9 protein-coding genes are annotated in these 13,254 nt (G+C 68.8%); 2 read left to right on the forward strand and 7 right to left on the reverse strand.

Going from position 1 to position 13,254, the window contains the following annotated elements:
* Positions 1-91: 91 nt before the first annotated feature.
* From NBG84_RS26380 to NBG84_RS26395, 4 genes are all read right to left on the reverse strand, one after another.
* Positions 92-1,873 carry an ABC transporter ATP-binding protein gene (locus NBG84_RS26380; protein WP_250922127.1) on the reverse strand — a complete coding sequence of 594 codons (1,782 nt, stop codon included), beginning with the start codon at positions 1,871-1,873 and terminating at the stop codon, positions 92-94.
* Positions 1,874-1,893: 20 nt separating this feature from the next.
* Positions 1,894-3,822 (reverse strand): ABC transporter transmembrane domain-containing protein, encoded by a 1,929-nt coding sequence (locus tag NBG84_RS26385; RefSeq protein WP_250922098.1) that lies wholly within the window; start codon positions 3,820-3,822, stop codon positions 1,894-1,896.
* Positions 3,823-4,015: 193 nt separating this feature from the next.
* Complete coding sequence (locus NBG84_RS26390) at positions 4,016-5,401, reverse strand: Gfo/Idh/MocA family protein (protein ID WP_250922128.1); 1,386 nt, start codon at positions 5,399-5,401, stop codon at positions 4,016-4,018.
* A 247-nt stretch (positions 5,402-5,648) separates the two neighbouring features.
* On the reverse strand, positions 5,649-7,847 hold the full coding sequence (locus tag NBG84_RS26395) for an MMPL family transporter (RefSeq protein ID WP_250922099.1): 2,199 nt from the start codon (positions 7,845-7,847) through the stop codon (positions 5,649-5,651).
* 380 nt (positions 7,848-8,227) lie between these two features.
* On the opposite strand from NBG84_RS26395, the gene NBG84_RS26400 reads away from it, so the two are divergent.
* Together NBG84_RS26400 and NBG84_RS26405 are read left to right on the forward strand one after the other, a co-directional pair.
* Positions 8,228-8,683 carry an SRPBCC family protein gene (locus tag NBG84_RS26400; protein ID WP_250922100.1) on the forward strand — a complete coding sequence of 152 codons (456 nt, stop codon included), beginning with the start codon at positions 8,228-8,230 and terminating at the stop codon, positions 8,681-8,683.
* A 93-nt stretch (positions 8,684-8,776) separates the two neighbouring features.
* Positions 8,777-10,039, forward strand: a complete 1,263-nt coding sequence (locus NBG84_RS26405; RefSeq protein WP_250922101.1) for an FAD-dependent oxidoreductase — start codon at positions 8,777-8,779, stop codon at positions 10,037-10,039.
* Positions 10,040-10,121: 82 nt separating this feature from the next.
* On the opposite strand, the gene NBG84_RS26410 is transcribed toward NBG84_RS26405, so the two are convergent.
* The 3 genes from NBG84_RS26410 to NBG84_RS26420 form a co-directional block, all read right to left on the reverse strand.
* The gene (locus tag NBG84_RS26410; protein ID WP_250922102.1) at positions 10,122-11,366 is read right to left on the reverse strand and encodes a cytochrome P450; all 1,245 of its coding nucleotides are present in this window, start codon (positions 11,364-11,366) and stop codon (positions 10,122-10,124) included.
* A 258-nt stretch (positions 11,367-11,624) separates the two neighbouring features.
* Entirely contained in the window at positions 11,625-12,113 is a 489-nt protein-coding gene (locus NBG84_RS26415) for a hypothetical protein (protein WP_250922103.1), read from the reverse strand.
* A 66-nt stretch (positions 12,114-12,179) separates the two neighbouring features.
* On the reverse strand, positions 12,180-13,223 hold the full coding sequence (locus NBG84_RS26420; RefSeq protein WP_250922104.1) for a ketoacyl-ACP synthase III family protein: 1,044 nt from the start codon (positions 13,221-13,223) through the stop codon (positions 12,180-12,182).
* Between the last annotated feature and the right edge of the window lie 31 nt (positions 13,224-13,254).

The raw sequence follows: 13,254 nt of genomic DNA on the forward strand, positions 1-13,254 counted from the left end.
GCGCGCCGATGCCCGATGGACCGATGACGCCCGACTGGCTGAGCCTATGGGTGGGGCCGCTCGGTAGCGGGCCCACCCACCCAGAGAGGTGCTATCCGTGCCAGGAGCGCCAGAGCGCGGCATACGCTCCATCCGCTGCCACCAGTTCGTCATGGCTGCCCAGCTCGCTGATCCTGCCCTCTTCCACCACCGCGATCACATCCGCGTCATGGGCCGTGTGGAGCCGATGGGCTATCGCCACCACCGTGCGGCCATCCAGCACCCGGGAGAGTGAGCGCTCCAGATCGCGGGCAGCCCTGGGGTCGAGGAGGGACATCGCCTCGTCCAGGACCAGGGTGTGCGGGTCCGCGAGCACCAGCCGGGCCAGCGCGATCTGCTGGGCCTGGGCCGGGGTCAGCGCCAGTCTGCCGGAGCCGACCGTGGTGCTGAGTTGTTCATCGAGGCCGCGTGCCCAACCATCCGCGTCCACTGCGGCGAGCGCCGCCCAGAGCTCCGGATCGGCCGCGTCAGAGCGGGCCAGCAACAGATTGTCCCGGAGCGAGCCAACGAACACATGGTGCTCCTGATTCACCAGAGCAACATGCTCACGCACCCGCTCGGCGGGCATCCGGGACAGCTCGGCATCGCCCAGGGAGACCGTCCCCGTGCGCGGGGCATAGATTCCGGCGAGCAGCCGACCCAACGTCGACTTACCGGCCCCGGACGGACCGACCAGCGCGAGGCGGGTGCCGGGGGCGACTGACAGCGACACCTCACGCAGCACATCCACCCCCTCGCGGTAGCCGAAGTGCACCTCATGCGCCTGGATGGCACGGCCGTCGGGGCGGACCCCGCTATCGCCCTCGGGCGGCTCGATCTCCCGTACGCCGACCAGACGGGCCAGGGACACCTGGGCCACCTGGAGTTCGTCGTACCAGCGCAGTACCAGGGAGACCGGGTCCACCAGCATCTGCGCCAGCAGCGCGCCCGTGGTCAGCTGCCCGACGGTCAGCCAGCCCTGGAGGGTCAGGGCGCCGCCGAGCAGCAGTACGGACACCAGGACCGTGGTGTGGGTGAGCGTGATGACGGGGAAGAGCACCGAGCGGAGGTGGAGCGTATAGCGCTCCCAACCGGCCCATTCCCTGATCCGTCGGTCGGAGAGGTCGACTCGACCTGCTCCCAGGCGGTGTGCCTCCACGGTTCGGCCGGCGTGAACGGTCTCGGACAGGGCGCCGGTGACCGCTCCGTAGCCCGCGGCCTCCGAGCGATAGGCGGCGGGGGCCCTGCGGAAGTACCAGCGGCAGGTGACGATCAACAGGGGGGCCGCGACCAGGACCGAAAGGGCCAGCGGCGGCGCGGTGATCGCGAGACCGCCGATCAGGACGCCGGCCCACACCGCGCCGATGGCAAGCTGTGGCACGGCCTCCCGCATCGCGTTGGAGAGCCGGTCGATGTCGGTGGTGATGCGGGAGAGCAGATCGCCGGTTCCGGTTCGCTCCAGCACTCCCGGGGGCAGCCCCACCGACCGGACCAGGAAGTCCTCGCGTAGATCGGCGAGCATCTCCTCGCCGAGCATCGCCCCCCGCACCTGCATCATCCGGACGAACACCGCCTGGATGATCAGCGCGATCGCGAACAGCACGATGACGCGGTCCAGTTGGAGCTCGCGTGCGCCATCGGTGAGCCGCTGGACGGCGGAGCCGAGGAGATAGGGGCCCGCCATCGAGGCGATCACGGCGATGGTGTTGAAGAGGACCAGCGTGGTGAAGGCGCGGCGATGCCGGCGCAGCATCTGCCGGGCGTAGACCCTCACCGTGGTGCTGCCGGCGACCGGCAGTGTGGTGGCCGACTCGGGGGCCGCCGGATCGAACTCCGGCGGCGTCGGCCGAAACATCGTCGCTCCCGTCTCTTTGGTCATGCGGATTCCTCGTTCCCCCCGTTGCCGCCGTCGCGGCCGTTCGGTGCCGACTGCCTGGTGGTGTCCATGGGCCCGTCGGGTCCTCCCGCGCGTTCGACCCGGGGCGCCTTGGCGAAGCCGGCCGTGCCCATCGCGGCCAGCCGCTGCTCGATCTCGTCCTGTGTCTCGCGGGTGACCACGGCCCGGTAGCGCGGCTCGCCGTGCAGCAGCTCACGATGGGTGCCACGAGCCACCGCCCGTCCCTCATCGACCAGGACCACCTGGTCCGCGAGGTCCAGCAGCAGCGGTGAGGAGGCGAAGACCACGGTCGTACGGCGGTTGCGTAGGTGTCTGATGCCGGCGGCGACCCGGGACTCGGTGTGGGAGTCGACGGCGGATGTCGGCTCGTCCAGGATCAGCACCTCGGGGTCGGCGACCAGGGAGCGGGCCAAGGCGAGCCGCTGGCGCTGACCGCCGGAGAGGGAGCGACCGCGCTCGGTGATCTGCGACTCCATCGGGTCGTCGCCGCCGTCGGCGTTCGCCTGGGCGAGCGCGGTCAGGGCATCGGCGCACTGGGCGGCGTCCAACGCGGCGGCTGCGGAGACCTGACCTGACGAGGGAACGTCGAGCAGCTCCCGCAGGGTGCCCGAGAGCAGCACCGGTTCCTTGTCCTGGACCAGGACGGTCGCGCGGACGTCCATCAGCGGACGCTCATCCAGCGGCACTCCACCGAGTCGGACGGATGCGGCGGGTGCGTCCTGGTGCGTGGGATGGCCGCCGAGACGTTCGGCGAGCGCGCCGGCGATGTCGGGGTCGCCGCAGACGACGGCGGTCAAGAGCCCCTCGACGGCGAGCAGACCGGTCACCGGGTCAAAGAGATCACCGGTGAGCTGGTGCTCTGAGGGCGTCGGCCCGGTGGTGCCGTTCGCCGGGGTGTCGCCGACATCGCTCCCACGGTGCAGGGACAGCACCCGTACGGTCCGCTCGGCGGAGGGCTGTGAGTAGGAGTACGCCATCGCCATCTCCGTGAAGTTCCGCAGCGGATGGGCGGTGAGCAGGATCGCGCTGTACACGGTGACCAGCTCGCCGATCGCGATGCGCCCGTCGAGCGCCAGCTTCGCCCCGTAGGCGACGACCGTGAGCATCAGAGCTCCGGGCAGCAGGACTTGGATCGCCGAGATCAGGGCCCACATGCTGGCGCTGCGGACCGAGGCGCCCCGGACGTCCTGGGATGCCTTGCGGTAGCGGCTGAGGAAGAGGTCCTCGCCGCCTATGCCCCGCAGCACGCGCAGCCCGGCGACGGTGTCCGCGGCCAGCTCCGTCGCGTATCCCGCCTTGTCCCGCTGGTGGTCGGCACGGCGGGTGGCGATCGGGAGGAGGGGCAGTACGGCGAGGGCCAGCACCGGCAGTCCGATGGCCACCACGATGCCGAGCGCCGGTTGGTAGAGGATCAGTCCGGCGCCGACCACCACCAGGGTGATGGCCGCGGCGGCGAACCGGGAGAGTGCTTCGACGAACCAGCCGAGCTTCTCCGCGTCCGCGGTGGAGATGGCGACCACCTCGCCGGCCGCGACCCGTCGGGTGAGCAGCGACCCGAGCTCCGCGGTCTTACGGGAGAGCAGTTGCTGAATGCGGGCGGCGGCGGTGGTCCAGTTGGTGATGGTGGCCCGATGGACCATGGTGTCGCCCAGCGCGATGATCACACCGAGCAGAAGGATCAGTCCACTGGTGTACGCCAGCCGGCTGCCGGAGCCGTCCACCACGGCCTGGACCGCGAGGCCCACCCCGAGCGGTAACGCGGCCACGCCCAGCTGATTGACCAACGCCCAGCCGAAACCCTTGAGTTGACCGACCGACTGCTGACGGCCGAGCCACCACAGCAAGTGCGTACCGGACCGGACGTCTGGGTCACCTGGGTCGAGATACGGAAGGTCGTGAATTTGCATGACGTCCCAGCAGAAGTCGAGGTTGGCACGAAGCGCAAGGCTCGCCTCTTTAGTGCCGAATAGGCAAACCAATTGACCTTATGGCAGGGCAGAACACGCCAGAACCCGGTGCGCGGAAGCACCGGGTCCATGGGGCGGTGGGGCCGATACATAGGCGATCTCCGCCCACCCGCGGGGAGCGGGAACGCTCGGCCTAGCTCGAAGGTTTGACCGAATCCACACCTGCGCGGGGCTTCTTCCACTCGCCGCGGGTGAAGTCGGGAATAGGCAGGGGTGCGCCCTTGGCCCGGATTGAGGTATGGCTGAGGGGAACGGGCGCTGTCCAGGTGGCCGCGTCATACACATCAAAATCGGGTACCAGTCCGAGCCGCATGCATTGGATCAGGCGATAGACCATGAGGTAGTCCATGCCGCCATGGCCGCCCGGTGGGTTGGAGTGCTCCTTCCAGAGCCAGTGGTCCCAGTCGGCGTACCGTGCGAAGCTGCCCCACTGGTGGTTGGTGTGATCGGGCTCGATGTAGATCCGCGCGGGGTAGTCCTCGAAGACGCCCTTGGTCCCGCCGAGGCTGTTGATCCGGCTGTAGGGGTGCGGGGTGGAGACATCGTGCTCCAGCCGGATCACCCGGCCCTTCGCGGTCCGGACCATGCTGATGGTCCGATCGCTGCCGATGTAGCTCTCCTTCCAACTCGGATCGCCAGCCGGCATGTTCGCCTCCCGGTACTCGGCCAGACCCAGCGCCGGGGTGCCGAAGCTGGAGATGCTCACCACCCGGTCACCCCGGTTGACGTCCAGGTAGTTGGCGACCGGACCGAAGCCGTGGTTGGGGTAGAGATCGCCGCGCAACCGGGTGTGCCACTGCCGCCGCCAGGGACCCTCGTAGTAGTCGGGATCGAACATCAACTGGCGCAGATCGTGGTTGTACGCACCGGCCCCATGGAGCAGTTCACCGAACTTGCCCGCATGGGCCATGCGCAGCACCCGCATCTCGTTTCTGCCGTAGACGCAGTTCTCCAGCTGCATGCAGTGGCGTCGGGTGCGCTCCGAGAGGTCGACGAGCGCCCAGAGCTCGTCGAGGCGCATGGCGATCGGACACTCCACACCGACGTGTTTGCCGTGTAGTAGCGCGGACTTCGCCATCTCGAAGTGGGCTTCCCACGGGGTGGCCACATAGACGAGGTCGATATCGCCGCGCCGGCAGAGGTTCTCGTAGTCGTCATCGCCGTTGGCATAGAGGGCGGGCGCCGGTTGACCGGCTGCCGTCACCTTGGCGGCGGCGCGCTCTGCCTTGGCCCGCACGGGATCGCAGACCGCCCTCACCTGGACGCCGGGGAGGGCGAGAAAGAGATCGATCATGCTGCCGCCGCGGTTGCCGAGACCGATGATGCCGACCCGGACCGTGCTGCGGCGCTGGAAGGGCACACCCACCATCGTGTGGCCCTGGCGGGCGGGCGCGGGCGACGAGGCCGCTGCCGCGCCTGCTCCATCGGCGGCGGCCGCCGTACCCGTACCGAGCGCGCCGAAGGCGAGCCCCGCGCCTGCGACCCCGGCCGAGCCCCGCAGGACGGAACGCCTGCTCATCGAACCGTTGTTGTCGCTCTCGCCGGCGAGTGGATCGCTCGGAATGGCGTGGTCGTCGTCACCGACGGGAAAAGACGCTGCGTCGTTCATCGAGCCTCCACGGGAGCTGATGGTGCGCTGCTGGTCATCTCGACCTCGTGAAGGACCCTGACCGCTGGTACGCGTGGTGCGCAAGAGCACCGTTTGGACTCTTGCGCACCAACCCATGGACTCTTGTGAACGCCTGGAGACGACGCGTTGGTGGGAGCTAGCCCACGGGTGCGACGGCAGCCTTGCGTGCCTCGGGTTCGTCGGAGACCGCGGGCTGCGGAGTCTTCGTGCGGTGCGGGAAGACCGCCCGGTGCAGCTTGCGCAGCGGAGCCGGGGCCCACCAGCTGGCCGCACCGAGCAGCGCCATCAGCGATGGCACGAGGAGCGCCCGTACCAGGGTGGCGTCGAGCAGTACCGCGAACGCGGCACCGAGCCCCAACTCCTGGATGAAGACCAGCCGGGACAGCGCCAGCGCACCCACCGGCACACAGAACAAGATGGCGGCCGATGTCACGATGGAGCCGGTCTGCGAGAGGCCGTGGGCCACCGCGGCCCGATCGTCCATGCCCTGGGCGCGTGCCTCCTTGATCCGACTCAGCAGGAACACGTTGTAGTCAGTGGAGAGACCGAACGCCAGCGCGAAGACCAGCAGCGGTGTGGTGGCCTCCAGACCGTTCTGGGCGGAGAAGCCGAGGTTGCCGTCCTGGAAGACCCAGACCAGGAAGCCGAACGCGGCACTCGTCGAGAGCAGGTTCATCACCAGCGCCATCAGGGGCAGCACCACAGCGCCCGAGAAGGCGAACAGCAGCAGCAGGGTGACACCGGCCAGAATGGCACCGGCGAGGGGGAGGTTGTCACCGATCGTCGCCCGCTGCGCCAGGAAGTCAGCCGTCACACCGGTGTAGGCGGCGGAGTAGGGCGCCTTCAGGTCCTCCACGGCCTCAACGGACTTCTGCGCCCGGTCATCCAGCGGGTTCCCCGCCACTACGGCGTCGATCTCCCAATGCCGCCCGTCCAGCTTGAAGGGCGCGGCCACGGCCTCCACACCGGCGACGGCCTTGATCTGCTCCACGTACTCATTGAGCCGGGACGTGTCGGGGGCGCCGTCCCCCGTGTTGAGCACGATCTGCAGCGGTGCGGTGCCCGGGTCGTCGTACTCCTTCTCCAGTACCGCGGCCACCTGGCCGGCACTGGTCTCCTTGGGCAGCAGCGCCGGGTCCACGCCGGTGAATCGCACCCCGGCGAGCGGGGACGCGATCAGCAGCAGAATGGCCGTGGCGACCACCGCGAAGATCGCGGGACGACGCATCACCGCGGAGGCCATCCGGTGCCAGCGACCCTCGGTGGCCGCCGCCGTACCCGCCGAGCGCTGCCAGCGGCGCGGCGCCAGCGAGTTGATCCGATGGCCGAGGACCGCGAGCAGAGCCGGCAGTCCCACCAGGGCGAACAGGGCGGCGGACAGCACGGTGATCACACCGGCGAGACCCATGGAACGGAGATACGGATGGGGGAAGGCAGTGAGCGCGGCCAGTGCCGCGGCCACGGTCAGCGCGCTGAACAGAACGGTTCGGCCCGCGGTGGCAACGGTCTGCCGTACCGCGGCCCCTCGGTCTTGCTGCGCGGCCAGTTCATCTCGGAAACGCGAGACGATCAGTAGCCCGAAGTCGATGGAGAGTCCGAGCCCCAGGGCGAACGACAGACTCATCGCGCCGGCGGACACATTCATGAAGTCCGTGGTCAGACGCAGGCCCGCCATGGTGAGCAGCAGCGAGACAATGCCACCCAGCAGCGGTACGAACGCCGCCACGAGTCCGCGGAAGACCAGGAAGAGCACCACCAGGATGATCGGCGCGGCGATCATCTCCGCCTGGGTCACATCCTCGTCCGACACCTTGGCCACCTGGACATGGCCGGCGGTGGAACCACCGAGCCAGGTACGGTCCTTCAGCACCGGGTCGTCCTTGATGGCCCGCTGGAGCTCTTCCTCCGCCTCCACGCTCTCCTGGTACGACATGGTGCGCACCGCACCGACGACCACGGTGCTGCGCCCGTCCTTGGAGACCAGTGCCGAGCCGGCGTCGGAGGTGTAGTCGATGACGTCCTTGACCTCGGAGCGGGAGCGCAGCAGCTCGCCCGCGGCCTTTACCGCCGCAGGCGGGGCAGTGTTCGCCTTCAGCGACTCATCGGTGCGCACCAGCAGCAGATAGCCCTGCTGAGGGTCGACACCGGTCGCCTTGGCGATCGTCTCCCGGGCCACGACATTGCCGCCGCCCGGGTCGTCGTAGTCGGAGAGACCGTTGGAGAGCTTCTCCGACACACTGCCGCCATAGGCAGTGGCCAGCACGGTGACCAGAAGCGCCAATAACAGAACGGCGATCCGTCGGCGGTGGAGGGCCGAGCCCAGAGCGGAGAACATGGCTTCCTTCCTTCCATCGAACCGACCGCCGGGTCGGCACGGAGGAGGGGGGTGGGGACGAAGGGGCGCGTGGACGGCTCGCGTCAAACGCCTACCGAAGGGCAGAGCACGTACGGCCCGCGCAGCGTCCATCGTGGGGCAAGGCTCTGTAATTTCACTGGAGCGTCCGGGGTGACCGTGGGGTGCGGCGCTAAGGAATCGCTGTAGCCGCCCCTCAGCGGGGCGGCGTCGGCCCGAGTACCCCGGTAGCGTCACTCTCCGCATGCCCTGAACGATCCGTCATGAGCGTCAACTCGGCCGCGAGAAAGCGCGGTTGCAGCTCCCGCGCGATCCCCCCCCGCCATCCCATGCACCTTCGTCCACATCAGGAAGGACTTCCCATGCGCCGTATCTCCTCTGCCGTGCACATAGCCGCCACCCCCGACCAGGTGTGGGAGGTGCTCACCGACTTCGCGCGATTCCATGAGTGGAATCCCTTTCTGATCGCGGCCGATGGGCGGGCGGTGCCGGGTACCCAGCTCACCCTGCGGCTGCGGTTGCCCGATGGCGGCCGGGAGATGGAGTTCAAGCCGACCGTGTTGGAGAGCGAGCCGGGTCGGCTGCTGCGTTGGCGGGGCCGGTTGGGTGTACCGGGGATCTTCGACGGTGTGCACACCTTCGAGCTGCGTGCTCTGCACGGTGGTACCCAGGTCGTCCAGAGCGAGCGCTTCAGTGGAATTCTGGTGCCGCTGTCCGGTTCGATCATCAACCCCTCGGAGCAGGGCTTCAAGGCCCTCACCGACGCGCTGAAGCACCGGGTGGAGTCGGTGCATGCTCCCGTCCGGCCGGTGGACTGACCCCAGCGCCCCTCGGTCCGGCTGCAAGGAGAGCTTTAGCCGGCCAGCCGACGATCGAGGGACCATGACTCCCGCTGGAGAGGCAGCAAAACGATGACAGCAGAGCTGACCGCACAGGTGTGCGTGGTCGGAGGAGGGCCGGCCGGGCTCACACTCGCCATGGAGCTGGCCAAACGCTCCGTTTCGGTGGTGGTTCTGGAACAGAGCGGGCACTTCAACCGCTCGTTCCGCGGTGAGTCGGTCTCACCCGACTCGGTATGGCTGCTCGACCAGTTGGGACTGCTCGACCGCCTCGAAGGCGAGTACGCCCAAATGCACCATATGGAGATCATCGACTCCGGCAGTACGGTGATGCGCACCAACTTCGCCGACTACGACTACCCGCACCCCTACCCCGTGGAGCTGCCCCAGCCCGCGCTGCTGTCCGCACTCGCCGCGGCCGGCCGCGAGCATGACGGCTTCACCCTGCTGCAATCGGCCACCGCGGTGGGTCTGCTGCGGGAGGGCGGCGAGAGCGGTGCGGTGACCGGTGTGCGCGTCCGTACGCCCCGCGGCGAGATCACCGTCAACGCCGCTTTGACGGTGGCCGCGGACGGACGCTTCAGCAAAGTCCGCGAGATGTCGCAACTGCCCTATGAGAAGCTGCCGCTGGATCGCGATGTGATCTGGATGCGGCTTCCCTTCCCCGCCGAATGGGACAGCAACACCTATCGCATCCGCATCCGTGGCGGTGAGCACGGACTGTTCATACCCACCCACCCCGACAGCGTCCGGGTGGGCATGAACATCCCCAAGGGCGGTCTACGCGATCTGCGCTCCCAGGGGCTTTCGGCCCTCCACGAGCGACTCGACCGGCTCGCCCCTGAACTGTCGGACACCGTTCGGGAGGTGGTGCGCAGCTGGTCGGAGACCTCCATGCTGGACATCTTCACCACCGTGGTGCCCCGATGGTCCATGCCCGGCCTCGTACTGATGGGCGATGCCGCCCACACGCTCACACCGATTCTGGGCCAGGGCGTCAACCACGCCATCATCGACGCCGTCACCCTGGCTCCCCTGGTCGAGCAGGCCTTTGCCGACGGCGGTTCACCCGCGGCGCTCGGGCGGGCCGGCGAGGAGTTCCAGCGGAGCAGGGAGGAGGCGGTACGCCGCTCCCGTGGCCTGCAACTGCGCCAGGAACGGCTCTTCGCCCTCGACGGCAAGGTCGGCGGCGCGGTACGCCGCTCGCTCTACCGGGTGGTCGACCGCAATCGGGCACTCCAACACCGGGTCCTGGCCAGGGCCTACTTCCAGGTCCAACAGCCGGGCCCGATCGTCGCCCGGCGCATCGCCCAACGTCCCAGCCCCCGCGTGTAACGCGGTTCGCACCGCTCACACACCACTGCCCGGGTCCCCTCCGAAAGGGGCCCGGGCAGTGGTGTGTGACACCGAAAGCACATCACCAGGTGACGGGCATCCCGCTCAGTGCGTGAACCATCATTCCGCTGGTCATCTTCAGATTGCCGACCTCGTCCGCGAGGGCCAGGTCGGGGAATCTGCGGATCAGTGAGGAGATGGCGATCTGAAGCTCGGCGCGGGCGAGAGCGGCCCCGAGGCAGAAGTGCGCACCGTGGCCGAAAGCGAGGTGGGAGGTGGCCGTCGGCCTGGCCGGGTCGAACTCACCGGGGGAGTGCCCGAAGCGGTCCGGGTCCTGGTTGGCGGAGCAGACCGCCGCGATCACACCACTGCCCGCGGGGATGGTGGTGTCCGCTATCTCCACATCCTCCAGGGTGATACGGAACGGACCGCCGTCGCCGATGGGGTTGAGCCGCAGCAGCTCCTCCACCACATGGTCGATCGTCTCGGGGTTCTCCCGCAGCGCCGCCAGGTACTCGGGGTGGCGCAGCAGGGTCAGCACACAGGTGCCGATCATGCTGACCGTGGTCTCGTGCCCGGCGACCAGCAGGGTGATGCCCATGGTGATCAGCTCGATCTCGCTGAGCCGCTCACCGTCCTCGTCATGTACGGAGACCAGAGCGCCCATCAGATCATCGGTGGGTTCCTCGCGCTTGCGCTGCACCAGCTCGGCGAGGTACTGCACCATCGACATCCGCTGCTCCATCACCTCCTCCGCGGTGTGCGAAGTGAGCGACACAAAGGCGTCGGACCAGCCACGGAATCGGTCGCGATCCTCGAAGGGCACACCGAGGAGCTCGCAGATGACCATCACCGGCAGGGGGAAGGCAAAGACCGGGTTGAGGTCCACCGGTGGGGAGAGCTGCTCCATCTGGTCCAGCAGCTCGTCCGTCATCTCCTGGATGCGCGGACGCAGATTGTGCACCCGGCGCGCGGTGAACTCCCGGGAGACCAGCTTGCGCAGTCTGGTGTGCTCGGGCGGGTCCATGGTGAAGAGGCTGCCGCCCATGGGCGGGGCCGCCGTCAGCCGGGGGGCTCCTTCGGCGAGCATGGCCGCCCGGCTGAACCTCAGGTCGGACAGGACGGTGCGGACATCGTCGTACCGGCTGACCACATAGCCGTCATCACCGCTGGGCAACCGGACCTTGGCCACGGGGCACTCACCGCGCAGCTTCTGGTAGACGGGCGGCACCTCCACCGCCGAGGGGCGGGGGAAGGGGTACTGGAGCTCGGTCTCGGTCTCGGTCTCGGACTCGGCCGGGGCCGGGGCCGGCGAGGCGGTGTCCATCGTGTGGCCTCCATGGGATCGGTAGTCAGACGGGCACTGCGCCCCTGTCAGGTGAGCGTCCCAGTGGCGGCTTGTGCCCGGATAAAGAGCCGCTGTACCGCCAGGTTGAAGCCCGCCCGGCTACCCGACGCGGCCACACCGCCGCGTCAACGACCAGCAGGTCCGCACCTCCCGGGGGAGAGCTGCGGACCTGCCGTGGTGCCACGCCGGCGGGGTTGCGCACGGGGAGGCCGGCGTCGGCGGGACGGTGTCGACGCCTCAGCGCACCCAGCCGTCCGATGTGCGCTGGCCAAAGCCCATCGCTCGGGCCAGCGCGATGTTGGTCAGCCAGGACATACCGAAGGTGAAGGGCGCCGCGATGTCCTCGGGCGCATCACCGAGGAACGAGAAGACGACCATGATGGCGAACGGGATCAAGGGCTGGTGCAGCAGGTTGTACAACGGCACGGCTCGACGGGGCAGTTGACCCTGCTGGTGCTCCTGACCCAGCCCGGCGAGCCGGGAGAGATCGGGAAGCACCGCGCCCAGCGCGGCGGCCGGGATCACCCAGCCCGTGTGCTTCACCACCTCGAACACATCCCAGATCAGGAGCAGAGCCCCGAGCACTCCCCAGGCGACACGCACCGGGCCGGACGTGGAACTCCTGGTGGCACCGGTACGGTCGGTCATCATCACCATGCGATTCTCCCCAGTTTCGAGGCATTCAGCCAGGGCGGCGAACCCGGCGTTGGAACGGAAGCGGTCCAACAGCGCAGTATGCGCCCGGCCGCTGGAGCGCCGCTGAAGCCGCAGGCAGCAGCGGCGCGCCCACCATCAGCGATCCGTGCCGGCCGAATCCCACTGCGGAGCGTCGACGATCTCCACCACCGCGCAGGTGCAGCTGAAGCCCGAGCCACCGCCCACGAACAGCACCCGGTCTCCGCCACCGAGCTCACCGCGCTCCACCAGATCATTGAAGCCGGCGATCTGGTCGCCAGCGCCCAGATGACCAGCCCTACGGGCGAACTCCCAGGTGGAGAGCTCCACCGGCAGGCCCAACAGCTGGGGCAGCTGCCACTCAAGGCGGGCCCGCCCACTGGCCAGCGTCACCACCCGGGCGACATCCGCCCTGCCGATGCCCGCATCGGCCAACGCGGTGTCCACCACGGTGTTGACCACCGCCGCCACCTTCTCCGTCGCCTCCCGCACACTGCCCCGCGTACGCACATAGTGGCCGACGCGCCCCAGCAGATCCAGCGGGCCACCGGAGGGCAGCGGCTTCAACGCAGGTCCCCGAACCACTGCCTCAAGGGAGTTGTCCGAGCCGCTCGCCGTGGACAGCAGCCGGGCGAAACCACCGCGCGCGGACAGCAACAGGGCCGTCCCCGCGTCGCCGTACACAAAGCCGGGCTCACTGCTCCAGCGCTGGACCAGCGGCGCACCGAAGCGGTCCGCCGTCGTCACCATCGCCGCGCCCGCCCCGGGCCGGGCGGCCACCTGGCGGGCCGCGACCTCCAGTGCGCCAAGGCCACCGTTGCACTCCTGCTCAAGACCGAAAGCAGTCACCCCGGTACCCAGGGCATGGCCCGCCACATAGGAGGCGGCGGGCCACATCTCCACGCCCTGGAACCAGATGCTGCTGTGGATCAGCAGCTCCACATCCGACGCGTCCAGCCCCGAGCGCTTGAGAGCGGTCGTTGCGGCATGGACGGCCATGTCCGGGGGAGCCATCGACTCATCGGCGACGGACACGGAGATGATGTCGTCCGCCGCGTGCTGCTCCGGGTTGTACACCCCCGACTCCACTGCGGTACGGGCGAGTTCGGGCTCACCCAACCACACACCGGTCCCCGCGACAAACACGCCTTCCCAACGCATGAAGTCTCCTCTTTCTCTACCGTGCCGGCCT

The organism is Streptomyces albipurpureus (assembly GCF_023701525.1).
In the GTDB taxonomy this organism is placed as follows: Bacteria; Actinomycetota; Actinomycetes; order Streptomycetales; family Streptomycetaceae; genus Streptomyces; species Streptomyces albipurpureus.

Bases quoted from the DNA above. Each gene is read 5' to 3' on its own strand.
- NBG84_RS26405 (WP_250922101.1), top strand. From the start codon at position 8,777: ATGACAGCAGAGCTGACCGCACAGGTGTGCGTGGTCGGAGGAGGGCCG.
- NBG84_RS26385 (WP_250922098.1), bottom strand. From the start codon at position 3,822: ATGCAAATTCACGACCTTCCGTATCTCGACCCAGGTGACCCAGACGTC.
- NBG84_RS26410 (WP_250922102.1), bottom strand. From the start codon at position 11,366: ATGGACACCGCCTCGCCGGCCCCGGCCCCGGCCGAGTCCGAGACCGAG.
- NBG84_RS26395 (WP_250922099.1), bottom strand. From the start codon at position 7,847: ATGTTCTCCGCTCTGGGCTCGGCCCTCCACCGCCGACGGATCGCCGTT.
- NBG84_RS26400 (WP_250922100.1), top strand. From the start codon at position 8,228: ATGCGCCGTATCTCCTCTGCCGTGCACATAGCCGCCACCCCCGACCAG.
- NBG84_RS26390 (WP_250922128.1), bottom strand. From the start codon at position 5,401: ATGAGCAGGCGTTCCGTCCTGCGGGGCTCGGCCGGGGTCGCAGGCGCG.
- NBG84_RS26380 (WP_250922127.1), bottom strand. From the start codon at position 1,873: ATGTTTCGGCCGACGCCGCCGGAGTTCGATCCGGCGGCCCCCGAGTCG.
- NBG84_RS26420 (WP_250922104.1), bottom strand. From the start codon at position 13,223: ATGCGTTGGGAAGGCGTGTTTGTCGCGGGGACCGGTGTGTGGTTGGGT.